Raw genomic sequence first — 21,367 nt, 5'->3', positions numbered from 1 at the left:
CACTGGCGTACGTACGCCGCTGTCCTCGGTGGGCATTTCTGCAACACGGCCCGTCTCCCACGTGCACCGTACATCCTCCAGTAGCGCATGGCCTTCATACCATCTTCATAATTGTGCGGTATGGTCATGGGAAAATGGGGCAAGTTCGGCGGTGGTGAGATGGTCACGCAGACTCGCCGGAATATCACAGTATTCGCCGTTGCAGCGGGAGTCCTTTTTGTCTTCTTGTATCTGATTGTGTTGTACACAAAAACCATGACACCGGTTGAGGTGGGTGGCCTCGCCCCCGACATTCAGACAAAGGAGCTTTCCGGTGAATCATTTTCACTACAGTCCCTACGAGGCAAACCCGTGCTGCTGAACTTCTTTACGCCTTGGTGCCAACCTTGTATCGAGGAGACGCCGGATTTGAAGGCGTTCGCAGAGAAATACCGCAATGACATCCACGTGGTGATGATTGACCGAGGGGATGGAGTGGGTCTCGTCGAGCGGTATGTGACGCAGTATCGTTTGCCAGCGAGCGTGGTGGTGCTGCTCGATGAGAATAACAAGTGGTCGGGCCCTTACGGCGTGACCGGTCAACCGGAGACGTTTTTCATTACGGCGGACGGGAAGGTGGTCAGCCACCTGCTGGGACCGCTTACGGAATCTCAGATGCTCACGTACGCCAAGGCAGCAGGCATGAACGTGGAGGAAAGGGGGCGGACACCCTGACGCTCGGCACGCATCCGACACTTTGGTTGGCCTTTATTGCTGGGATCCTGTCGTTTCTCTCGCCATGTTGTTTGCCGTTGTATCCGTCCTACCTGTCGTACATCTCCGGGGTGACGTTTGGGCAAGGGGGTGGGGCCACCTGGAATCATCGTGTACGTGCGTTGACACACACCTCGTTTTTCATCATCGGGTTCTCCGTCATCTTTCTGGCCCTGGGCTTGTCGGCCAGTCTCATCGGTCAGGTGTTCGTGAATTACCGGAGCGTCATCCGTATTGTAGGCGGAGTCATCGTATTTCTGATGGGTCTTGTTTTGAGTGGTCTGTTCACTCCGAAATGGCTGATGATGGAGAAAAAATGGGAGTTCAGAGCGGACAGGACGGGTTACCTGGCATCCGTCCTGGTCGGGGTCAGCTTTGCCGCCGGATGGTCTCCTTGCATTGGCCCCATTCTCGCCGCTGTACTGGTGATGACGGCCACGAACAGTGCGCTTGGATTGCCGCTCATCCTCGCCTACGTCCTCGGGTTTGCGATTCCCTTTTTTGTTCTGGGATTCACCTTGGGCTCGGTGCGCAGGCTGGCCAAATACGGGGCGATGCTCAGCAAAATCGGCGGATACATCATGATGGTACTCGGGGTGCTTCTTTTGACGAATACCATGTCCAAGATCACCGTGGCACTGATTCGGCTGTATGGCGGATTCACAGGAGTCTAAGGGAGGTCATCGCATGAAAAAGGCACACAAATGGTTGGCGATTGGCACCAGCACCGCATTGCTCATTGCCATCGTGGGGACGGTCACCCTCAAACAAAATTCGTTGGCGGCATCTCCGACCGCAGCCTCAGCAAATGGTGCTCCGGGCGCTTCATCCGTTGCGGTGGCTCCTCAAACGGGTTACAAGATGCCCCCGATCAAACTGCAGGAATACCCGGACAACCAGACGATTGACACGGACAAACTGCGTGGCAAGCCCATCTTCATCAATTTCTGGACGTCGTGGTGTGTCTACTGCAAGTTGGAGACGCCTGACATCGTGCAGGCGTACAAGCAGTACGGAGACAAGGTGGTCTTCCTCAGCGTCAATGTCACTGCTCAGGACAGCATGGCCGACATGGAGCAGTTTGTGAAACAGTACGGGATCACGTGGCCGGTGGCCTTGGACACGACAGGGACGGTGATGAACGAGTATAACATCATCGGCTTCCCGACGTCCTTTTTTGTAAACCGCCAAGGGATGATTGTGGCGACAAACGTGGGAGCGATATCGAAAGAGAACCTGATGGCGGAATTGGAGAGGATTTCGAAGTAATGCTGGCGCTCTTGCAAAGAGTTCCCGACGCATGGATAGCGCTTCTGTTGGGGTGTGTGGGCGGCTGGGCCTTTCTCAAGCTACAACCCAAGAACCGAGCACGAGAGATTGTGGCGGACAAGTTGTCCGGCGCCGTGCTGGTGTTTGTGGTGTTCACCCGGTTTTCCGGTATTTTGCAGCAACCAAGCTTGAGCCTGCGAGACAACCTGATGGCCTTGATCGGTGGGACTCCTCCAGGAGGAATCTTCGTGGGCCTGGCGGCGAGTATGTTGTATCTGATCATCTCCCTGTGGCGAAAAAAGGCACTGGATCAAACCAAGCTCAAGCTGGTCGCACAGACGCTGGTGGTCGGTGCGATTCCTTATTTTGCATATCGTGCCTATGTGGATCTGCATCCATATCGCTTCGAGGACCTGGTGCGGTGCGGGTTTGCGGTGATCCTGTATCTGCTCAGCCGGCGTGCCAGCATGTATGCGCATCGGGTCTGGGCGGTTGCCGGTGCGACGCTGTTTGGGACATCTCTGCTGGTTCCGCATGTGGAGCTCTACACCGTGTTTGACCTTTCACAGTGGACCTTTTTGTTGATCATGGCGGCCTCAATCTCCGTGGAAGCCTGGTACGACGTGGCTGGGACGAGTCCTGCGGCCGGGTTGGTCAAGGACGAGCACGTCCAGAGAGAAGGGAAGCGTGATTGTTTGTGATCTGGTCCGATGCAACCAGGAAGCTCTGGCCAATGGTTGCGAGGAGGGTGAGGTGCAATAAAACATGGGCAGCTGTTACGCTGCCCATTTGCGAGTCGGAATCGTGGTCCAACCCCTTCACCGGTAGGTTCGGTATCACTCCGACATGTCCTTCAAATTGTACGGGTCGGTGACGCCTGCATATTGCACGACGACATCCATCCCTGCGGAAGCGTGGTGCAGGTCGTGGCAGTGGAACATCCACAGACCGGGGTTGTCTGCCTTGAAGGCGATGTCGTATGTCTCACCGGGCAGCACCTGCAACGTATCGAGGAAAATGGGACTGCCGGTGATGGGCTTCCCGTCCCGTGAGAGCACTTGGAAGATGTGCCCGTGCAGGTGCATTGGGTGAATGTACGCACTCTTGTTCTCGATGTGGACCTTGACGGTATCTCCTGCCTTCACGACGAACGGCGGCACGTCCGGGAATGCCTTCCCGTTGATGGTGTAAACCATGCCGCTTTGGTTCATGCCGGCGCCGAGGTCCATGCTGAAGGTCTTGTCGAACTTCTGATCCAAGTTGAACGTCTGCACACCGGGGATCGATCCGCTGCCATAGCGGGTGAAGCCAAACCACGGCTCACGTTGGACATCCGGCATGTCAGACATGGAACTTGTGCCGGAAGCCATGGTATCGCCGATGGTGGCCCGAAGCTGCATGCGCTCCGTCATGTCTGGATCCCCGCTCACCAACTGAACCTTTCCGCTTTTTGGCATGGTGAAATCGATGTCGTATCGCTCGGCGGCACCAATCGGGAGGAGTTGGTTCTCAATGGGCGTTGGATTTGCGATGTCCTGCCCGTCCATGGCGACCACTTTGAACGGGGTGCCGACCAGCGTCATGAGGTGCGTCATATTGCCTGCGTTCACGAGTCGCAGGCGCACGGTCTCGCCGGGCTTTGCTTCGAGCATGGTTTGCCCGCTGGCGTTCTGGTTGATGGTATACGCATCGTACATGTTGGTCATTTCACCCAGCGCACTCTTGTCCATGTCCGTTACTTGGAACCCGTTTGTGCGCAGGTCCGGTGACCCCATGTGCATGGTACCCATACCGCTCATGTTGCCCATGCTCCCCATGCTCCCCATGCTCATTCCATTCATGCCACTCATGCCGGTCATGTTCCCCATGGTTTCATCGGTCGAGGGCGATGGGGAGGTGGACCACTCATGCAAGAGGAGCGTGTAGTCTCGGTCCGCTGCCGGTGCGGTCTGGCTTTTGGGCAGGACCACGATTCCGCCGTACAGCCCGAGGCCGATCTCCTGTACGCTGTTGACGTGAGAGTGGTACCAGTAGGTTCCCGCTTGGTTTGCCACGAATCGGTAGACGTAGCTGCCACCGGGTTGGATAGGGTCTTGGGTCAATCCAGGTACACCGTCTTGGGAGCCGGGTACGGCAATCCCGTGCCAGTGGACGGTGATCGGCACGCTCAGCTGGTTGCGCACCGTCGCTTCGACGAGATCTCCCTGATGGACTTTGAGCAGGGGCCCCGGAGCGGTTCCGTTGAAGGTCATGGCCTTGACGGTCTTCCCGCCCAAGGTGATGGACTTTTCCTCAGCAGTCAGCGTGAAGGACTGAACGTGCGCCCCAGATGGGGGATTGGCCACCAAGGCAGATACGGGCACCAGCTTCCCATCCGGGCCAACCGTTTGCACCAGCGGCCCCGTGGATGCAGCCGTGTATGCGTTTGTCGTTCTGTGCATCGACCAAGCATAATACCCGCTGCCAGCCGCAACGGCCAGGACGGCAACCGCACTGTACAGGGCAATGTGTTGTTTTTTCATCACTACACCCCTTGCTTTGCATGGAATCCCGCAAACGTTGGCGGGTGGACCATTGCCAGTGTAGCGATGGATTGCGAAGATGGTATGAAGACAGCGGGCTGCCAACAAATTGTCACAGATGGCGGAGGCACAAAAGATGAAACGGCATCACACCATTTTGGTTGCGGATGATGAGAAGAAGATTGCCGATGTGTTATCGCTGTATCTGGAGCGTGCGGGTTTCGGCGTGGTTTGCGTGGATAACGGCGGCGAGGTGTTGCGGCGTCTGGATGATGTTCACCCGTCGCTCATCATTCTCGACCTGATGCTGCCGGATATACCAGGGGAAGAGGTGTGCATGGCGGTGCGTGCACGCTCGTCTGTTCCCATTCTTATGTTGACCGCCAAACACCGGGACGAGGACCGGCTGAGAGGTCTGCGGATTGGCGCTGACGATTACGTCACGAAGCCGTTTAATCCAAATGAGGTGGTGGCTCGAGTAGAGGCCATTTTGCGCCGAACGCAGGCCGATCGCCCGCTGGCAGATCGACTGGAATATCGTGGGGGTGACCTCGTGATCGACGCCACATCCCAAACGGTACATAAGGGCGGAGTCAATGCCGAACTCACGGCAACGGAGTACAGACTGTTGGTGACGTTGAGCCGGCATCCGAGGCGGGTGTTCAGTCGGGAGGAATTGATAGAACGAGTCTTTGGCATGGATTTTCGTGGGGATGTTCGGACCATCGACGCCCATGTGAAGAACCTGCGGGCGAAAATTGAAGATGACCCCAAGAATCCAGTGTACATCCAGACCGTCTACGGGATGGGGTACCGGTTCGGAGGAGATGACGATTGAATCTGCGGAGGAAGATCCTGATCGCTTTCTTTCTGACTGTATCTGCTATGTTGGTGGCCTTGGCCTTTATCCTCCAAGCAGAGGTTCACCGCCACTTCCTGTCGGTCGTCTGTCCAGAGATCAATTCCGTATCGCCGTCGTTGACCCAGCAAATCCAAATCCACTTCGAGCAGGCACTTACGCAGAGTTTGCTCTGGACGGTGTTGGTATTCGTTGCGGCGACGGCAGGTGTGGCGGTGTTGGTGTCACGAGCGATCACTGGGCGGATCTTTGTGATGCAGAAACAGGCGCTGGAAATCGCCCACGGAAAGTGGGGGACGACCATCCCGGTCGAGGGTCATGACGAATTGTCTTCGCTCGCCAGCACCCTGAATTTCCTGTCGCAGCAGTTGCAGAAGCAGGAAGAACTCCGGAAGAATCTCATGCAGGACCTTGGGCATGAACTTCGCACACCTTTGACCACCCTGCGTTCACATATCCAAGCGTTTTACGATGGACTGTGGGAGCCGAACCGGGAACGGTTGTACAGTTGCCTGGAGGAGATTCAGCGGTTTGAAGCCCTGGTCACTTCGGTGGAGACGCTGTACGAGGCGGATATCGCTCCAGCCGCCTCTCCGCCGGATTTGCCGCTAACCGATTTAAACCATGTTGCGCAGTCCGCCATCCAGCTTTTCGAACCCCGGTGTGCGGAGGCGGGCATTAGACTGGAGTTGCGCACATCGGATGCCCCGGTGCGGGTTGCGGCCCAAGCGCAGCATGTGTCCCAGATCTTGTGGAACCTGCTGGACAATGCGGTGAAATTCACGCCACACGGAGGAAACATTGTGGTGGAGGTTGGCAGCCAAGACGGCAAACCGTTTTTATCAGTCAAGGACAGCGGCGTGGGGATCCCGGAGACGGAGATCGACAACATCTTCGAGCGATTTTACAGGGTCGACAAGTCTCGGGATCGAAAAACAGGCGGCAGCGGTCTTGGGTTGGCGATTGTCAAACGGTTGGTCGAACTCTCTGGAGGCTCGGTGCAGGTGAAAAGCCGGGTTGGGCAAGGGTCGACGTTCACGGTCATGTGGCCCAAATAAGACCTTCATGCGCTCGCGGCACCATGCTGTGCGCTTGTTCGTGATACCTTTCCGGTTAGACGTCAGCCGGTCACTTGTTCGGCTTGGCGACGATGAGGCGAAACATATCTGACAGCGCAATGCACTGCATTTCCTGAATCGTAAAGCCTGCCATACGGAGGTTATCCATGGTTCTGCGGTTGACGTTGGCTCCTGTTAGGCGGACCGTGAAGGGATTGAGCATATGCAACATAAGAGCAATGGGGATATGGTCGCTCAGCATATGTTCAATCATGAGGAGCTGTCCGCTTGGCTTCAGGACCCGGTGAATCTCTCGCAATCCGGCAATGGGATCGGGCACGGAACACAACACACAGGTCGACACGACGGTGTCGAATGTGTTGTCGTCGAACTGCAGGTGTTGCACATCCATTTGCAGCAGCCGTACGTTTGCACGGCATTCTTTGACCCGTTCTTGTGCGTATGACAACATGCGGGGACTGAAGTCAATGGCGGTCACATTGACGTCCACAGGGTAGAATTTGAGGTTGGCACCGGTTCCAACGCCCGCTTCGAGCACTTCACCATGCGCACGGCGAATCAGTTCCGCCCGGTGTTTGTCAGTGACCATCCGATCCATCTTGTCGAAAAAGGGAGCCATTCGGTCGTATCTACGCCTGATTTTCTCTGTGGTGTCGGCCATGTCGGTCACCCCTGTTGGTTCGATGGTGGTCAGTTCTAGCCCCGCCTGCACTCATGATTCAGGGAGTGTGCTTCTCATCCGAGGTGTCCAGGCCGGTCCTTCACCCGTTGGGACAAGCGGTCGTACCGGGTTTGCAAGTCATCCACCTGACGTTTCACATCGGCCAGCTCTTCTTCCGCCGACCTGAACTTCCGACGGGTTGATGGATGCATTCCATGTTTTTCGTGTCCCCCGTGCATGCCTCTCATCATGAAGATCATCATCAACGGGCATGCCAGAAGAGCGACGACGGACCCGATGGCTTGCAGCATATTGGTTCCTCCTCGACCTGATTCTTCGATCCTTTCGTACCACAAGAGTATGAAGATCATGTGAAGAGAATAGTGTACCGAGGCCAGTTTGAAGTTGCACGCCCAATAAATAAGTGTATACTTATATTGCGATGTGAAAATGGAAAATCATTCAGAGGTGGAGGTACCATTGACTGTGCACAAGGTCATCATCCTCGGGACGGGTCCGGCCGGGTTTACCGCCGCCATTTATGCGGCTCGTGCCAATTTCAATCCGCTCGTCATCGAAGGGGATCAGCCGGGCGGACAACTGACCATGACGACGGAGGTGGAGAATTTCCCCGGCTTTCCGGATGGAATCATGGGGCCCGAGCTCATGGACAACATGCGCAGACAAGCGGAGCGTTTTGGTGCGGCCTTTGTCAATGGAGAGGTCACTTCCGTTGACTTGGCTCAGGTCCATTTCGGATGGTCGTGGACGGTTCAAAGGAGTATCTTGCCGAATCCCTCATTATTTCCACCGGTGCATCGGCCAAGAAACTTGGCATCCCTGGCGAAGTCGAGATGATGGGCCATGGGGTATCCGCCTGTGCCACTTGCGATGGATTCTTCTTTCAAGGAAAGTCTGTCCTCGTTGTAGGCGGCGGGGATTCTGCGATGGAGGAGGCGACTTTCTTGACGAAATTTGCGTCTGAAGTCACCATTGTACATCGCCGCAGTGAGCTCCGTGCATCCAAAGTGATGCAAGATCGGGCACGGAGAAACCCCAAAATCAAGTGGCTGTTGAACGTGACGCCTGTTGAGGTTGCAACGCACGGTTCAAAGGTCAGTGGCCTGGTGGTGAAGGACAATCAGACAGGGGAAGTGCGGACCATCCCTGCCGACGGGATTTTTGTCGCCATCGGCCATACGCCGAACACTGGATTTCTTGCAAACCAGGTGGAAATCGATGACCGAGGTTACATTCTCACCAAGGGGCAGTCGACATCCACGAGCGTTGAGGGAGTCTTTGCTTGCGGAGATGTGATGGATCCGCATTATCGACAGGCCATCACGGCGGCGGGAAGTGGATGCAAAGCTGCATTGGATGCGGAGCGGTTTTTGGAAAGCAATACGGTACCAGCACAGACGCAAATCATTGTCTGAGTGAATGGAGGTACGGATCGGCGGTGGTGGCGCACTGGGTGAACGCTTTGTACCAGTGTGCGCCACTTCCGCTACCAATTTGTAGAAAGCGTCTGTGGAGGGGGTGGACATGTGACGCTGTCATTCGAACAGTGGGCTGAGATATACAAGGCGCTCGCCGACAAAACCAGATTGCACATTTTGGCCCTTCTCAGACACGATGAAATGTGCGTTTGCGAATTGGTCGAGGTATTGAAAATGTCCCAGCCGGCCGTGTCCCAGCACTTGCGCAGATTGAAGCAAGCCGGGCTCGTGAGAGAACGAAAGACAGCACAGTGGGTGTATTACGGGCTGGATGGATCTGTCGTCCCTTTCTTCGACAGATGCCTGGCTCAACTCCCGGATGTATCTGAGGAAATCGCTCGACTTGAGGCACAGGGATTGCGTGTGTTCTGTGAATCCAGCCCTGGTGAAGGAGCTGAATCATGACATACCTTGCATTTGGACTCTTTATTCCGACGCTCGCATTGGTCATTTGGCAGCCAAGAGGCTTGTCGATTGGTTGGCCGGCGGTCGGCGGCGCCATATTGGCTCTGCTGCTCGGTGTGGTAACTTTCCACGATGTCATCGAGGTCACCAGGATTGTATGGGACGCCACGTTTGCGTTTGTGGCCATCATCATCATCTCAACCATCCTGGACAAAATCGGGTTCTTTGAGTGGGCCGCATTGAAGATGGCTCATGCGGCCAAAGGCGACGGGCGAAAGGTGTTTTTTTATGTCACCCTGCTCGGTGCCGTTGTGGCGGCCTTTTTCGCCAACGACGGAGCAGCTCTGATTCTGACGCCCATTGTCCTCGAAAAGGTCAAGGTCTTGAAGTTTGAACCCAAAAAGATGCTTCCGTTCATCATGGCCAGCGGATTTATTGCGGATACGACATCACTGCCTCTGGTTGTAAGCAACCTGGTGAACATTGTGTCGGCTGACTTCTTTCACATCGGGTTTCTCGGTTATGCGTTCCATATGATCGTCCCTGACATTTTCTCGTTCATCGCCAGTGCCCTGGTTCTGTACTTGTTCTTTCGCAAAGACATTCCGAAGACCTACAATCCGGCTGATTTAACGAAACCGTCAGCGGCGATTGCCCACGAAGGCATGTATCGAATGTCCTGGGTCATCCTGGGTGTATTGCTCATCGGTTACATTCTGACAGAGTTGCTGCACATTCCAGTATCCACCGTCGCTGGTCTGATTGCGATCGTCTTCCTCGTTGCCGGTGGCCGTACACAAGTCATTCAGCCATGGAATATCATTCGTGAGGCGCCGTGGGCCATCGTGGTGTTTTCCATTGGCATGTATGTGGTGGTATATGGTTTGCGGAATGCAGGTTTGACAACCGTTCTTGGTGATGTCATCCAGCGAGCAACCCACGGGGGGCTATTTGTCGGGACGCTGGTCACCGGGTTTATGGCGGCGACCCTTTCGAGTGTCATGAATAACATGCCTACGGTCATGATCGATGCATTGGCGATTCACTCCACGAACGCCACGGATGTCATGCATCAGGCGCTGGTTTATGCCAACGTGATCGGTTGCGACCTGGGCCCAAAGATCACACCGATTGGTTCTTTGGCGACGCTGTTGTGGTTGCACGTTCTCAACAAAAAGGGCGTGACCATCACATGGGGGCGTTATTTCAGGACGGGGATTGTTTTGACCATCCCGACGCTGTTTATCACGCTGGTCGGTCTGTATTTATGGCTGTCGTTTGTTCGATAATCCACCACATTTTTGAAGGGAGCCCGTTTTGCATGAAGAAGCCTGTCGTGTATTTTCTCTGCACCGGGAACTCGTGCCGGAGTCAAATGGCCGAAGGGTGGGCGAGACACCTTGGGGCAGACCGGATTGAAGTTCATAGCGCCGGTATCGAGGCACATGGATTGAATCCTCGTGCTGTGGCCACCATGAAAGAAGCCGGTGTGGATATTTCGAAGCACACCTCGAAAACCATCGATCCAGACCTTTTGAACCGTGCGGACTATGTCATCACGTTGTGCGGCGATGCCAATGACCGTTGTCCGATGACGCCACCGCACGTGAAACGGTTGCACTGGGGATTCGAAGATCCGGCTCGGGCAAATGGCACGGACGAAGAGATCATGGCCAAGTTTCAGGAGGTCCGGGACGCAATCCGGAGTCGTGTGCAGGCGTTCCTGGACGAACTACCGGACGCCGCAGATTCACACTGAACGCTTGAGAAGTGATGGCCTGATCGGGGGCCGCCCTCCGGCGACCCCTGGTCGGACTGAGCAGGCTACTTTTGTGCTTGACTGAATTGGCTCATGAAGCTGCTGCAGGCTTGAATCATCGCTTGACCTTGCGGTGTGCTAAGCGCCTGTTGCATCATTTGTGGCGCTGGAGTAGGCAGCGTGTTGCCTTGCGTAGCGCCGGAGGCAAAGACATTCGACAGCGTTACTCCGCCAATCGCCATTCCGAGAGCAAGGACCGGCACGACCCACAGCGCACGCTTCAGCATGTGAACCACTCCCTCACAAGACAAAGTGGAGTGCAACGTTCTGTTCTGACGCTTGTTCCATCGTGTGAGCATGGCATCGCCTCCTTCGCCGGCGACAGTGACAAACCCTCAGTCTCGATCCCCATATCAATGCTATCCCTTCTCCTCGTGAGGACGGAGCACCGAAATGGTGGTTTTTTCTTAGTCCTCGTGAACCATACGGCACACCGCAAGAGGGGTCTTGACGGCACTCGGGCAGGCGTTTCGCAGGTGTTGACAGGACGCCAATGAGCGTTGTAGCATATACCCCGTGCCGTATATATACCCCATCCGGTATTTTGGGACGGAGGTGATTGGGTGAGCAGCGTGATCCACATCCATCCGCTCGACGTGTACGAGCGCATGAAGGGAGGCCAGAGGCTGCAGATTATCGACGTCCGGGAACCCGGCGAAGTGGCAGCTGGGAAGATCCCGGGGGCCAAAAACATTCCGCTCGGGCAGATTCCGATGCGGATGAGCGAGATCGATCCAAGTCAGGAGACCGTCATGATCTGTCGCAGCGGCAGCCGCAGCGCCATGGCCTGCGAGTTTTTGATGGCAGCCGGATTCACCAGGGTGAAGAATATGCTGGGCGGCATGAACGCCTGGACTTGGGAAGTGGAATGAGCGTTCAAAGGGCCGTTGATTCAACCGTAACGATAAGGGAGGAACATGGATATGGCAGATGATAAGCGCAGAGTGGCCATCATCGCATCGCAAGGCAGTTTGGATGCAGCATACAAGGTACTCAACATCGCCACGGCAGCGGCGGCGACGGACGCCGAGGTGGCCATCTTCTTCACCTTTGAGGGGCTCAACATCATTCGCAAAGGTGGCGCCGAGGCGCTGACCATGGGGCCCGGGAAGGAGCACTGGATGGAAGGTTTCCAGCGTGCAAACGTGCCGTCCGTAGCAGAGCTGCTTGAGGTCGCCAAAGAGAGCGGTGTCAAGTTCATTGGTTGCCAGATGACGATGGATGTCATGGGTTTGACGAAGGACGATTTTATCGACGGCGTGGAGGTCGGCGGTGCGGTCACGTTCCTCGACTTTGCGTATGACGCCGACGTGACGGTGACGTTCTAACGCATGATGCATGCGGTTGGATCCCAACCGGACTCGATTGTTCCCGAAAGGAGAGGGTGGCATGACGGATATCCGTGTGGATAAGACCATCGACTGCAAAGGGTTGTCCTGCCCGTTGCCCATCGTGCGGACAAAAAAGGCTATCGACGAGATGGAAGCGGGCCAGGTTCTGGAGGTCCTGGCGACCGACCCGGGGTCGGTGGCGGACGTCAAGGGCTGGGCGCACCGGACGGGCCACCAGTTCCTCGGGACCCTGACGGAGGGGAAGGTGTTCCGGCACTTCATCCGCAAGTCCAGGCCGGAGGAAACCAAACCCGAGCAACGATTTCCGAATACCGTGAGCAACGAGGAGTTGCCTGGACGGCTTTCTGACGGTGGGGTGCTCGTCGATGTGCGGGAGCCAGCGGAGTACGCCTTCTCGCACATTCCGGGGGCGATCTCGCTACCGCTCGGCGACTTGGAACAGCGCTTGACGGAGCTTGCGTCCTACCGGAACCAGCCGGTGTATGTGATCTGCCGCACCGGCAGCCGGAGTGACCTCGCCTGCCAGGTGTTGGCCGAGCACGGATTTGAGCGAGTGTACAATGTGGTGCCCGGCATGAGCCAGTGGCAGGGACCCACGGAACAGAGCGTCTAAAAGACATGGAGAGGAGGAACCAAGCGTGAACCAGACGACGATGACTCGTGTATCGCCCACCGAGGTGTTCGAGAAGATTTTGCGTGGGGAGGAGCTGTTCATCCTCGATGTGCGCAACGAAGAGGAATACGCCGACTGGCGAATTGAAGGTCCGAATGTGACCAGCATCAACATCCCGTACTTCGACCTACTCGACGGCGTTCAGCCGGCCTTGGAGCGGCTGCCGAAGGACAGGCCCGTGTTGGTGGTGTGCGCCAAGGAAGGTTCGTCGGTGTACGTGGCCGAGCAGCTCCTGGAAGCGGGTTTGAAAGACGTTTCAGTCCTCGCCGGCGGTATGAAGGCGTGGAGCGAGGCGCTGCGGCCGGTGAAGGTGGGGGACCTTTCGGACGGTGGTGCGGTGTATCAGTTTGTTCGGTTTGGCAAGGGTTGCTTGTCGTACCTGATTGCGTCGGGCGGAGAGGCGGCCGTCGTCGATGCGGTGCGGACGACCGATGCGTACGAGGCATTCGCAACGGCGCATGGGCTTCGGATCCGCCACGTCATAGACACTCACGTGCATGCCGACCACATCTCCGGCGGGCGCAAATTGGCGGAGACGTCCGGGGCCAAGTACTGGCTGCCGCCAAAGGACGCCGCCCAGGTGACGTTCGCCTACGAGCCGCTGGTGGCTGAACGGGAGATCACGGTAGGCAAAACCACGGTGCGCATTGTGCCGGTGTACTCGCCGGGGCACACCATCGGCAGCACGTCACTGGTGGTGGATGACCGGTATCTTCTGTCGGGCGACATCCTGTTCGTGAAGTCCATCGGACGGCCGGATCTGGCTGGGAAGGCCGAGGATTGGGCGGGCGATCTGCGAAAGACCCTGTACGAGACATACCCCGAGTTGCCGTCGAATCTTCTGCTGTTGCCGGCGCACTACGGCGACCTGGACGAGGTGAACCCGGATGGGTCGGTAGCGGCACGGCTGGGTGACGTGTACGAGCACAATGCGGGGCTTCAGGTGGAGGACGCCGAGGCGTTCCGGAAGCTGGTGACGGAGAACCTGCCGCCGCAGCCGAATGCGTACCGGGAGATTCGCCTGACCAATATGGGCAAGATGGCACCGGACGAGGATGAGCAGCGGGAGATGGAGATTGGGCCGAACCGGTGCGCCGTGCACGGGTGACCGGAACGTTTGGAGGGGAGCGCAATGAAGCGGTTTTGGAATTCGCTCTGACCGTCAAACAAGCTGATGCTCCTGGCAGGAGCGGGGTTTGTGCTGTACGGGATTGGAGCGTGGCTGTGGCACCATCTGTGACTTTTTTTTGCATCGGAATATACCCCTCTGGGTAAGGGGGTGAGTGCGTGCCACATTTGAGCGCTGTGCAGATGGTCCTGGCGGTTCTCTCCGGTGGTGTGGTGGGCTTCACACTGGGACTCATCGGCGGGGGTGGTTCCATCCTCGCCGTGCCCCTGCTGTTGTATCTGGTCGGAGTGCACGATCCCCACGTGGTCATCGGCAGCACGGCGCTGGCGGTGGCGGTCAACGCCTATTTGAACTTGCTTCCCCACTGGCGGCAGGGACACGTTCGGTGGAAGGCGGCCGTGGCGTTCGCCATCCCGGGTGCGGTGGGAGCCTACGCCGGGTCGGTGCTCGGCAAACTGGCGAATGACAAAGTGCTGTTGTTTCTCTTTGCCATCCTGATGCTGGTCATCGCCGCCCGGATGCTGCGCTCAAGGCGAAATCCTGAGGCTTCGGAGGCCGGGCGCCCCGTCCGGATGGGGAGGGTGATCCCGACGGGGCTCGTCACCGGAGGCGTATCCGGGTTCTTCGGTATCGGTGGTGGGTTCTTGATTGTTCCGGGCCTCATGTTTTCTGCGGGATTGCCGATGACCGAGGCTGTCGGGACGTCCCTGTTCTCGGTGGGGACGTTCGGGCTGACGACCGCCGTGTCCTACGCCCTCTCCGGCATGGTGGACTGGCTCATCGTCGCCCTGTACATCGGCGGCGGCCTGGCCGGGGGCATTCTTGGGGTGTATGCCTGCACGAGGCTTGGCCGCAACGTGAGGCGGCTACAACAACTGTTCGCCGGTGTGTTGGTCCTGGTGGCGTGTTACATGCTGTACGTGAATCTCAAGGCGCTGCACCTTTTGTAGGGAGGTGAAGACGGTGAATTGGGTCTGGCTCGTGTTGGTGGTGATCGCTGCAGGTTACTTTGTGTACCGGATGCTGCCCGCCAAGGGAGTGAAGTCCATTCAGCCGGACGAGCTGCGGGAGATGCTCCGTGACAAAAAGTCTGGCGTACAGTACGTGGATGTCCGGGAGCCGGGGGAGTTTCGGCAGGGACACATCGACGGGTTTCGCAACATCCCGCTGGGGCAGTTGAAAAGCCGGTTGGGAGAGCTGGATAAGGCGAAGCCTGTGGTCGTGATGTGCCACTCCGGGATGCGCAGTGCCCAGGCGGCCCGGCTGTTGGCGAAACAGGGGTTTGCGGACGTGAGGAACCTCTCCGGCGGGATCGCAGCGTGGAACGCCCATCGTGGCCGATGAAAGCACGACGGCAGCCGTTGGCTTGATTTGTACGGAGGGGGGTATAATACGCACATATAGGGGGAGAATCTCCATGGAGTACACCGATCGGATGAAGAACCGGCTGCGCCGGATTGAAGGCCAGGTGCGGGGCGTGCTCCAGATGATGGAGCAGGGCAAGTCGTGCAAAGAGGTCGTGACGCAGTTGTCGGCCATTCGGGCGGCGGTGGACCGGGTGATCATGTACGTCGTCGGAGAGAACATGGAGCAGTGCATCCGGGAGGAGGTCGCCGGCGGCGGGAGTGCCGACAAGGTGATTCGGGAAGCGATTGAGCTGTTGATGAAAAGCCGATGAGGAGGATGAAAGTATGGCCACGGTACAGGTAACGGATCAGAACTTTGCGAGTGTGATCCAAGGGGACAAGCCGGTGTTGGTCGATTTTTGGGCGGCGTGGTGCGGGCCGTGCCGGATGATGGCGCCCGTGTTGGAGGAGTTGTCGGATGAGGCGGGGGATCGACTTGTGGTGGCAAAACTGAATGTCGATGAGAACCCGAGGACGGCGGGAGCGTATGGGATCATGAGCATCCCGACGATGATTCTGTTCCGCAACGGCCGGCCGTTGAAGCAGCTCGTGGGATACATGCCGAAAGGGACACTGGTGAGCCAACTGGCGGACGTGCTGTAAATCCGATTCGAAGGAGCGTGGGGGAATATGGCACAGGAGTTTCACTACAGTGCCACCACGGAAAAGAGCCTGGACGAGGCGGTTGCGGCGCTCGAGGCGGCGCTGAAGGACCGCAAGTTCGGCGTTCTGTGGCAGATGGACATCCCGTCGAAGCTGAAGGAGAAGGGCGTCGAATTCGACAAACCGTACCGGGTGCTCGAAGTTTGCAATCCGAATGAAGCCAAGCAGGTCCTGACCCAAAACCCGATGGTGGGGTACTTCCTCCCGTGTAAGGTCGTGGTGTACGAGCATGAGGGGAAAACGGTCATCGGTCTGCCGAAGCCGACGGTGCTCATGGGCGTGATCGGGGATGAAGGCCTCATGGAGACGGCACAGCGGGTGGAAGCGGCGTTGAAAGAGGCGGTGGACGAGGCGGCAGGCTGAATGGCCGGATGAGGTTGTCACCGGGAGCCAGGAGGTGCTCTTCTGGCTCCATTCGGTACATAGAATGGGTGTGAAAGGACGTCAACGTTCAACGGTGCGGGTACGGGTTATGCGGTCGATGGGTGGAGAAAGTGTGGTGGTATAGATGGGACACCGATTTAATCCGAAGCATGTGGAAAGGCTGCTGAATGAGGAGCGTCAAAAGCTGTTACCGCCGGAGACGATTCTGGAGCGTCTGGGCGTCGAACCGTCGCATGTGGTCGCAGATATCGGGTGCGGGCCGGGGTATTTTAGTCTTCCCCTCGCCCAGATGAGTCGTGCGGTGTACGGTGTGGACGTGTCGGCGGAGATGCTTGACCTCCTGGCTAGGCGTGCCGCAGAGGCAGGGGTATGCAATGTCGAGTCCATCCAGGCTGCCGCAGAACACATCCCGTTGCCAGACGCCAGTGTGGACCGCATGCTGTGTGCATTTGTGCTACACGAAGTCGATGACCTAAAGCAGACGCTTGCCGAGTTTAACCGACTGCTCAAACCCGAGGGCAGGCTAATGGTCATCGAGTGGGAGAAAAAGTCCATGGACATGGGGCCGCCGGTGAGTGAGCGGATCGACATGGCTGAGTTGACGAGTCTGGTTGAGGATGCCGGATTTCACACCAAATGTTGGCAGCCGAATCCGTATCACTACATCATCTTAGCTCGACGGTGATGAACCGAGCGAGTGGGGAGCGGTGACCGTGATCCGAGCCGTTGTGTTCGATGCATATGGAACGTTGTTCGACGTCCATTCGGTTGTGGCGGCCTGTGAGACCGCTTTTCCGGGATACGGCACACAGATCATTCAAATTTGGCGACAAAAACAGCTCGAGTACACATGGCTGCGTGCGTTAATGGGCCGGTACCAGGACTTCGAGCGGGTGACTGAAGATGCGCTGAAGTATACGTTGAATCACTTGGGACTGTGGTATGACGAGAAGACACTGAAGTCGTTGCTGTCGGTGTATTTGCACCTCACCCCTTTTCCAGAAGTACCGGCCGCATTGCGGGTGTTTCACCCTCGGCCGCTTGCCATTCTGTCGAACGGGACGGAGCGCATGTTGCAGGTGGTGGTGCACCATGCGGGTCTGCCATCCCTGTTTGCGCATGTGCTGAGTGTCGATTTGGTGAAGACGTACAAACCGGACCCGAGGGTTTATGAGCTGGTGACTCGCACGCTCCATCTTCAGAAGGAAGAGATTTTGTTTGTCTCGTCCAACGGCTGGGATGTCGCTGGTGCGAAGTCGTTTGGGTTCACGGTGGCCTGGGTGAATCGGCAGCGGCAGACACATGAAGAATTGGGAGTGCAACCGGACTACGTCGCAGATGATCTGTTGCAACTTGCTCACCATGTGATAAGCCAATAAGACACCGCATTCGGGTATCGAGTATCTCCGCTGACCACATTCGTGAACGACCATCTCCTCAAATGGACCGTCCGTACTAGTCCGTTTTCCATACAGAATGATTCGGATCGGCCTGATGTTACAAAACGTAAGCCCCTAAACTGAAATGTGTCTAAGGGAGCGCCGGTGATGAACGCACGGAACGCAAACCATCCAGTGCCGACTTGCTTCCTTGGCTCATGCAGAGGGGGCGAAAACCATGAAGAAGATGGTCTGGGCGGGAGTTGCATTGACAGCGGCAATCCTTGCGGGGTGTGGTGCAAACACAGCACAGCCAAGTTCTGCGAATCAGACGAACCCAACCACGAGCCCGACGCAAGCAGTCAGTAATGGCACTTCCAATACAAACCTATCCTCGCAACCTGAAAGTCCGGCCTTGAAGTCGCAGACGGTGACACTCACGATTTTACCTGGCTGGCGCCTCGGCCCTGACGGTAAGATGCACGATACCTACACGGACCCGGATTTCACGGTGGTGCAGGGAGTGCCCGTGACGCTGACGGTGTACAACTACGATGGAGGCAGCCACACGCTGACCAACTCGGACCTCGGATTGAACCTGCAGGCGAAAGGGTCCACCAAGAAAGGCGTCCCGGCGGTTACGACGGTGACTTTTACGCCGACCAAGGCAGGGGACTTCAAGTGGCAGTGCATGGACCCCTGCGATGGCGACAACCAGGATTGGGCCATGACGCATGAAGGGTACATGCAGGGCACCATCCACGTCGTTCCATTCGCCGACAAGCAGTATGTGTATCTGACCATCAAGGACGGGTTGCAGTACGCTTCGGCAGATGGGAAACTGCACGATTCGTTCTCACCGGCTAACTTCACGGTGCAACAGGGAATTCCGGTTCAGGTGACGGTGGAGAACTTTGACACGGGCCAGCACTCCATCACCGCTCCGGATTTGAACCTCAACCAGGTGATTCAGGGAGCGAAAAGGGACGGGGTGCCGACAACCACCACCTTCACCTTTACGCCCGAGAAAGCCGGCACCTTCCACTGGCTGTGCACCATCCAGTGTGATGGAAACGGCTGGGCCATGAGCCACGACGGGTACATGGCGGGCAACATCACCGTCAATCCTTAAGGAAAAAGAGCTGAAAGCGAACGCTAACGGGCCTCGCCGCACCTGATGTTGGCGGGGCCTTTGGTTTGATTGGCCTCCCTGCCCTTGGGTATGATTTTCCTATCAAACCCGGCGAGGGAGGGATACCGTGCCGTCAAACGGATCGGGTCATCATGTATTGGAGATGCTACCTCTCCGGGCCATCCGGCATCGTCCAGGGTATCACTGGTTCGTGGTCGGGACCGTATGCATCGGGGCGTTCATGGCGGCGCTGGACGCCAGCATCATCAATATTGCCCTGCCGGTGCTCAAACAGCACTTCGGTGTACGCATGCACGTCGTTGAATGGGTCAGTTTGGCGTATCTGCTCACCTTGGCGGGGCTCGTCGTCCCATTCGCACGTTTGGCCGACATGATGGGACGCCGCTGGATGTACGCACTTGGCTTTACCGTGTTCATCGTCGGATCGCTATTGTGCGGTCTGGCCTTCTCATTGCCGTTTTTGCTTGGCGCCAGGGTGCTGCAGGCGGTGGGAGCCGCCATGCTTCAGGCGAACAGTGTCGCCATCATCACCGCCGCCACGCCGCCGGAACAGCGGGGACGGGCCATCGGGTTTCAAGCGAGTGCGCAAGGTATTGGGTTGAGCCTGGGTCCCGCCATCGGCGGGGCGCTGATTTCATTTCTCGATTGGCGGTGGATTTTCTTCGTGAACCTGCCGGTCGGCCTGGTGGGCACGGTGTTGGGGATTCTGCTGTTGCCACGGGATAAGGTGCCTGCGAAACGGGAGCGATTCGATTTTGCCGGGGCGATACTGTTGGTTCCCACTCTCGTGGCGCTGATTTACGTCTTGAACATGGGGTTGAAAGAAGGGTGGACGTCGCCCTTGGTGGTGGCGAGTTACGTCGTGTTGGTACTGGCCGGTGTTGGTTTTTTGGTGTTAGAGCGGCGTACACCATTCCCGATTGTGGATCTCGGTCTGTTTCGCAACAAAACCTTCACGCTCGGGAGTCTGACCGGGGTCCTGTCGTTCACCGTGATGTATGCGGTGCTGCTGCTCACCCCATTTTATCTCGATAACGTCGAGCACATGGACAGCCTTCGCTCGGGCCTGTATTTAACGATCGTGCCGATTGGGATGACGCTGTTCACCCCCGTCTCCGGGGCCTTGGCGGACAGGTACGGTACCCGGATGCCCACGGTGTTGGGAATGACGGCTGCTTGTGCAGGAAGCCTGTGTCTGTCAGGGATGGGGGCAGGAATGCAACGGCTGCTGCTCGTCATCGGGTTGTTTCTCGTGGGCTTGGGAATTGGCGTGTTCACACCGCCCAACAACAGCAGCGTGATGGGCAGTGCCCCCGCCAACCGTCTCGGTGTCGCCGGAGGCATCCTGAACATGTCGAGAACGCTCGGCATGGGACTTGGGGTGACGCTCGGCGGTCTTTGCTATCAGCTATTCTTGGATCTGCAGGGGGTTGCCGACGAGAAGGTCGCCCCAACTTGGGCGATGGTGCATGCGTTCCACGGGGCGTTTCTCGTCACCGCCTGCGTGGCCGGGTTGACCGTGCTCTTGTCCGTCGCACGGCGAGGCTCGTGAGCCTGGGTGAGCCATGGCAGGTTGAACGGCCAGTCGCACTCCTCCTCGGCCCTGCCTACGCCTTCGACCTTCGCCTGCTCCGCACCTTTACGGCCATCACGATGCCCGCCCCAACCACAGCCACAACGATGATAGGCAGCAGGTACTGGTGCATCACCTCGTGGTAATGAGACCAAGCCACCTCCATAACGCCCGACGATGATGAAAAACCCTGCCCACACCAGAGCGCTGACGGCATTGTAGGCGGAGAACACGACAAACGGCATGCGGTTGATACCAGCCAAGTACGGTACGAGGATACGGATGCCGGCGATGAACTTCCCGAACAGGACCAGGGTACCCCGGTATCTGGCGAATTTCTGGTCGGCCGCTTCCAGTTTCTCTGACGTAATCCCGACATAGCGTCCCAACCGCACAATCACCGGCCGTCCGAGGAAGTACCCAATCCCATACCCAATGGTCGAACCCACCACGTTGCCAAAAGTGGCGGCAAGGAGGAGAGGTACGAGTGAGAAGGCGCCCCTCATCCACTCGAATCCGGCGATGGTGAGCGTCGTCTCCGCCGGGAAAGGAATCCCGATGTTCTCCACCAACAGAATGAAGAACACGCCGGCGTACCCGTAGTGGGCATATACTTACCCCAGAGTCAACCCAGACAGAAGGGATGGGTTAAGATGAAGTAGAGGTGTTTGTGATGCCGGGACGTAAGTGGACAGTGGACGAGAAGATGAACATCGTGCTCGAGGGCATGATGCCCGGTGCCAACATCAGCGAGGTATGTCGGCGGCATGGCGTGGCCCAGAGTCTGTA

The 21,367-nt window shown here is 57.4% G+C and carries 27 protein-coding genes and 2 pseudogenes; 24 read left to right on the top strand and 5 right to left on the bottom strand.

Features of this window, described 5'->3' with window-relative positions:
* Window positions 1–126 precede the first annotated feature (126 nt).
* From BM357_RS16725 to BM357_RS16710, 4 genes are read left to right on the top strand one after another with little or no spacing between them, the layout of a single operon-like run.
* The gene (locus BM357_RS16725; RefSeq protein ID WP_175511566.1) at window positions 127–714 is read left to right on the top strand and encodes a TlpA family protein disulfide reductase; all 588 of its coding nucleotides are present in this window, start codon (window positions 127–129) and stop codon (window positions 712–714) included.
* Entirely contained in the window at window positions 711–1,427 is a 717-nt protein-coding gene (locus BM357_RS16720; RefSeq protein WP_074956187.1) for a cytochrome c biogenesis CcdA family protein, read from the top strand. The genes BM357_RS16725 and BM357_RS16720 overlap by 4 nt, the downstream gene beginning before the upstream one ends.
* Window positions 1,428–1,440: 13 nt before the next feature.
* Window positions 1,441–2,022 carry a TlpA family protein disulfide reductase gene (locus BM357_RS16715; RefSeq protein WP_175511565.1) on the top strand — a complete coding sequence of 194 codons (582 nt, stop codon included), beginning with the start codon at window positions 1,441–1,443 and terminating at the stop codon, window positions 2,020–2,022.
* Window positions 2,022–2,723: a hypothetical protein gene (locus BM357_RS16710; protein WP_139234768.1), complete on the top strand. Its 702-nt coding sequence runs from the start codon at window positions 2,022–2,024 to the stop codon at window positions 2,721–2,723. The genes BM357_RS16715 and BM357_RS16710 overlap by 1 nt, the downstream gene beginning before the upstream one ends.
* Window positions 2,724–2,858: 135 nt before the next feature.
* Here BM357_RS16710 and BM357_RS16705 read toward each other — a convergent pair whose 3' ends face one another.
* Window positions 2,859–4,544: a multicopper oxidase family protein gene (locus BM357_RS16705; protein ID WP_074956148.1), complete on the bottom strand. Its 1,686-nt coding sequence runs from the start codon at window positions 4,542–4,544 to the stop codon at window positions 2,859–2,861.
* 136 nt (window positions 4,545–4,680) lie between these two features.
* Between BM357_RS16705 and BM357_RS16700 the strand changes: the two genes are divergently transcribed.
* Entirely contained in the window at window positions 4,681–5,382 is a 702-nt protein-coding gene (locus BM357_RS16700; RefSeq protein ID WP_074956145.1) for a response regulator transcription factor, read from the top strand.
* Window positions 5,379–6,461 (top strand): sensor histidine kinase, encoded by a 1,083-nt coding sequence (locus tag BM357_RS16695; protein ID WP_074956142.1) that lies wholly within the window; start codon window positions 5,379–5,381, stop codon window positions 6,459–6,461. The genes BM357_RS16700 and BM357_RS16695 overlap by 4 nt, the downstream gene beginning before the upstream one ends.
* A 70-nt stretch (window positions 6,462–6,531) precedes the next feature.
* On the opposite strand, the gene BM357_RS16690 is transcribed toward BM357_RS16695, so the two are convergent.
* On the bottom strand, window positions 6,532–7,143 hold the full coding sequence (locus tag BM357_RS16690; RefSeq protein ID WP_074956181.1) for a class I SAM-dependent methyltransferase: 612 nt from the start codon (window positions 7,141–7,143) through the stop codon (window positions 6,532–6,534).
* Between the two features lie 74 nt (window positions 7,144–7,217).
* Window positions 7,218–7,454 carry a DUF2933 domain-containing protein gene (locus BM357_RS16685; RefSeq protein ID WP_074956139.1) on the bottom strand — a complete coding sequence of 79 codons (237 nt, stop codon included), beginning with the start codon at window positions 7,452–7,454 and terminating at the stop codon, window positions 7,218–7,220.
* A 175-nt stretch (window positions 7,455–7,629) separates the two neighbouring features.
* Between BM357_RS16685 and trxB the strand changes: the two are divergent.
* From trxB to arsC, 4 genes and pseudogenes are all read left to right on the top strand, one after another.
* A pseudogene (gene trxB, locus BM357_RS16680) lies at window positions 7,630–8,579 on the top strand (thioredoxin-disulfide reductase).
* Between the two features lie 57 nt (window positions 8,580–8,636).
* On the top strand, window positions 8,637–9,047 hold the full coding sequence (locus BM357_RS16675) for an ArsR/SmtB family transcription factor (RefSeq protein WP_342741639.1): 411 nt from the start codon (window positions 8,637–8,639) through the stop codon (window positions 9,045–9,047).
* Window positions 9,044–10,336: an arsenic transporter gene (locus BM357_RS16670; RefSeq protein WP_074956134.1), complete on the top strand. Its 1,293-nt coding sequence runs from the start codon at window positions 9,044–9,046 to the stop codon at window positions 10,334–10,336. Before BM357_RS16675 ends, BM357_RS16670 begins: the two co-directional genes overlap by 4 nt.
* 32 nt (window positions 10,337–10,368) lie before the next feature.
* A complete protein-coding gene (gene arsC / locus BM357_RS16665) occupies window positions 10,369–10,806 on the top strand; it encodes an arsenate reductase (thioredoxin) (RefSeq protein ID WP_029419919.1) in 438 nt (145 codons plus the stop codon).
* A gap of 65 nt (window positions 10,807–10,871) precedes the next feature.
* On the opposite strand, the gene BM357_RS19980 is transcribed toward arsC, so the two are convergent.
* Window positions 10,872–11,093 (bottom strand): hypothetical protein, encoded by a 222-nt coding sequence (locus tag BM357_RS19980; protein ID WP_029419920.1) that lies wholly within the window; start codon window positions 11,091–11,093, stop codon window positions 10,872–10,874.
* A gap of 381 nt (window positions 11,094–11,474) precedes the next feature.
* On the opposite strand from BM357_RS19980, the gene BM357_RS16655 reads away from it, so the two are divergent.
* The 13 genes from BM357_RS16655 to BM357_RS16595 all read left to right on the top strand — a co-directional run bounded on the left by BM357_RS16655 (window position 11,475) and on the right by BM357_RS16595 (window position 20,557).
* Window positions 11,475–11,738 (top strand): rhodanese-like domain-containing protein, encoded by a 264-nt coding sequence (locus tag BM357_RS16655; RefSeq protein WP_074956178.1) that lies wholly within the window; start codon window positions 11,475–11,477, stop codon window positions 11,736–11,738.
* Between the two features lie 51 nt (window positions 11,739–11,789).
* The gene (locus BM357_RS16650; RefSeq protein WP_029420752.1) at window positions 11,790–12,194 is read left to right on the top strand and encodes a DsrE/DsrF/DrsH-like family protein; all 405 of its coding nucleotides are present in this window, start codon (window positions 11,790–11,792) and stop codon (window positions 12,192–12,194) included.
* A 61-nt stretch (window positions 12,195–12,255) separates the two neighbouring features.
* Window positions 12,256–12,831 (top strand): sulfurtransferase TusA family protein, encoded by a 576-nt coding sequence (locus tag BM357_RS16645; RefSeq protein WP_029420751.1) that lies wholly within the window; start codon window positions 12,256–12,258, stop codon window positions 12,829–12,831.
* A gap of 40 nt (window positions 12,832–12,871) precedes the next feature.
* Window positions 12,872–13,999, top strand: a complete 1,128-nt coding sequence (locus BM357_RS16640) for an MBL fold metallo-hydrolase (protein ID WP_074956176.1) — start codon at window positions 12,872–12,874, stop codon at window positions 13,997–13,999.
* A gap of 179 nt (window positions 14,000–14,178) precedes the next feature.
* Window positions 14,179–14,970 (top strand): sulfite exporter TauE/SafE family protein, encoded by a 792-nt coding sequence (locus tag BM357_RS16635; RefSeq protein WP_175511564.1) that lies wholly within the window; start codon window positions 14,179–14,181, stop codon window positions 14,968–14,970.
* A 13-nt stretch (window positions 14,971–14,983) separates the two neighbouring features.
* Entirely contained in the window at window positions 14,984–15,364 is a 381-nt protein-coding gene (locus BM357_RS16630) for a rhodanese-like domain-containing protein (RefSeq protein ID WP_029420748.1), read from the top strand.
* A 73-nt stretch (window positions 15,365–15,437) separates the two neighbouring features.
* Window positions 15,438–15,698 carry a metal-sensitive transcriptional regulator gene (locus tag BM357_RS16625; RefSeq protein WP_029420747.1) on the top strand — a complete coding sequence of 87 codons (261 nt, stop codon included), beginning with the start codon at window positions 15,438–15,440 and terminating at the stop codon, window positions 15,696–15,698.
* 13 nt (window positions 15,699–15,711) lie between these two features.
* Window positions 15,712–16,029, top strand: a complete 318-nt coding sequence (gene trxA, locus BM357_RS16620; protein WP_029420746.1) for a thioredoxin — start codon at window positions 15,712–15,714, stop codon at window positions 16,027–16,029.
* A 27-nt stretch (window positions 16,030–16,056) separates the two neighbouring features.
* Complete coding sequence (locus BM357_RS16615; protein WP_074956127.1) at window positions 16,057–16,452, top strand: DUF302 domain-containing protein; 396 nt, start codon at window positions 16,057–16,059, stop codon at window positions 16,450–16,452.
* A gap of 145 nt (window positions 16,453–16,597) precedes the next feature.
* Window positions 16,598–17,158: a class I SAM-dependent methyltransferase gene (locus BM357_RS16610; protein WP_029420744.1), complete on the top strand. Its 561-nt coding sequence runs from the start codon at window positions 16,598–16,600 to the stop codon at window positions 17,156–17,158.
* Between the two features lie 22 nt (window positions 17,159–17,180).
* Window positions 17,181–17,852, top strand: a complete 672-nt coding sequence (locus tag BM357_RS16605; RefSeq protein WP_074956124.1) for a haloacid dehalogenase type II — start codon at window positions 17,181–17,183, stop codon at window positions 17,850–17,852.
* Window positions 17,853–18,090: 238 nt separating this feature from the next.
* The gene (locus BM357_RS16600) at window positions 18,091–18,984 is read left to right on the top strand and encodes a cupredoxin domain-containing protein (RefSeq protein ID WP_083430616.1); all 894 of its coding nucleotides are present in this window, start codon (window positions 18,091–18,093) and stop codon (window positions 18,982–18,984) included.
* Window positions 18,985–19,111: 127 nt separating this feature from the next.
* Complete coding sequence (locus BM357_RS16595; RefSeq protein ID WP_245784055.1) at window positions 19,112–20,557, top strand: MFS transporter; 1,446 nt, start codon at window positions 19,112–19,114, stop codon at window positions 20,555–20,557.
* A 248-nt stretch (window positions 20,558–20,805) separates the two neighbouring features.
* Here BM357_RS16595 and BM357_RS20365 read toward each other — a convergent pair.
* A pseudogene (locus BM357_RS20365) lies at window positions 20,806–21,084 on the bottom strand (DedA family protein); the annotation flags it as partial.
* Between the two features lie 167 nt (window positions 21,085–21,251).
* On the opposite strand from BM357_RS20365, the gene BM357_RS20770 reads away from it, so the two are divergent.
* A partial coding sequence (locus BM357_RS20770; protein WP_139234767.1) for a transposase occupies window positions 21,252–21,367 on the top strand: 116 nt, incomplete at its 3' end.

The organism is Paenalicyclobacillus macrosporangiidus, assembly GCF_900116805.1.
In the GTDB taxonomy this organism is placed as follows: domain Bacteria; phylum Bacillota; class Bacilli; order Alicyclobacillales; family Alicyclobacillaceae; genus Alicyclobacillus_H; species Alicyclobacillus_H macrosporangiidus.
The sequence above is the reverse complement of the archived record's forward strand: the minus strand, read 5'-3'. Positions and strand labels throughout refer to the sequence as shown.

Coding starts and splice junctions, on each gene's coding strand:
- BM357_RS16725 (WP_175511566.1), top strand. CDS start 127: ATGGGAAAATGGGGCAAGTTCGGCGGTGGTGAGATGGTCACGCAGACT.
- BM357_RS16715 (WP_175511565.1), top strand. CDS start 1,441: ATGAAAAAGGCACACAAATGGTTGGCGATTGGCACCAGCACCGCATTG.
- BM357_RS16710 (WP_139234768.1), top strand. CDS start 2,022: ATGCTGGCGCTCTTGCAAAGAGTTCCCGACGCATGGATAGCGCTTCTG.
- BM357_RS16705 (WP_074956148.1), bottom strand. CDS start 4,544: ATGAAAAAACAACACATTGCCCTGTACAGTGCGGTTGCCGTCCTGGCC.
- BM357_RS16700 (WP_074956145.1), top strand. CDS start 4,681: ATGAAACGGCATCACACCATTTTGGTTGCGGATGATGAGAAGAAGATT.
- BM357_RS16690 (WP_074956181.1), bottom strand. CDS start 7,143: ATGGCCGACACCACAGAGAAAATCAGGCGTAGATACGACCGAATGGCT.
- BM357_RS16685 (WP_074956139.1), bottom strand. CDS start 7,454: ATGCTGCAAGCCATCGGGTCCGTCGTCGCTCTTCTGGCATGCCCGTTG.
- BM357_RS16670 (WP_074956134.1), top strand. CDS start 9,044: ATGACATACCTTGCATTTGGACTCTTTATTCCGACGCTCGCATTGGTC.
- arsC (WP_029419919.1), top strand. CDS start 10,369: ATGAAGAAGCCTGTCGTGTATTTTCTCTGCACCGGGAACTCGTGCCGG.
- BM357_RS19980 (WP_029419920.1), bottom strand. CDS start 11,093: ATGCTGAAGCGTGCGCTGTGGGTCGTGCCGGTCCTTGCTCTCGGAATG.
- BM357_RS16655 (WP_074956178.1), top strand. CDS start 11,475: ATGAAGGGAGGCCAGAGGCTGCAGATTATCGACGTCCGGGAACCCGGC.
- BM357_RS16650 (WP_029420752.1), top strand. CDS start 11,790: ATGGCAGATGATAAGCGCAGAGTGGCCATCATCGCATCGCAAGGCAGT.
- BM357_RS16645 (WP_029420751.1), top strand. CDS start 12,256: ATGACGGATATCCGTGTGGATAAGACCATCGACTGCAAAGGGTTGTCC.
- BM357_RS16640 (WP_074956176.1), top strand. CDS start 12,872: ATGACTCGTGTATCGCCCACCGAGGTGTTCGAGAAGATTTTGCGTGGG.
- BM357_RS16625 (WP_029420747.1), top strand. CDS start 15,438: ATGGAGTACACCGATCGGATGAAGAACCGGCTGCGCCGGATTGAAGGC.
- trxA (WP_029420746.1), top strand. CDS start 15,712: ATGGCCACGGTACAGGTAACGGATCAGAACTTTGCGAGTGTGATCCAA.
- BM357_RS16615 (WP_074956127.1), top strand. CDS start 16,057: ATGGCACAGGAGTTTCACTACAGTGCCACCACGGAAAAGAGCCTGGAC.
- BM357_RS16610 (WP_029420744.1), top strand. CDS start 16,598: ATGGGACACCGATTTAATCCGAAGCATGTGGAAAGGCTGCTGAATGAG.
- BM357_RS16600 (WP_083430616.1), top strand. CDS start 18,091: ATGAAGAAGATGGTCTGGGCGGGAGTTGCATTGACAGCGGCAATCCTT.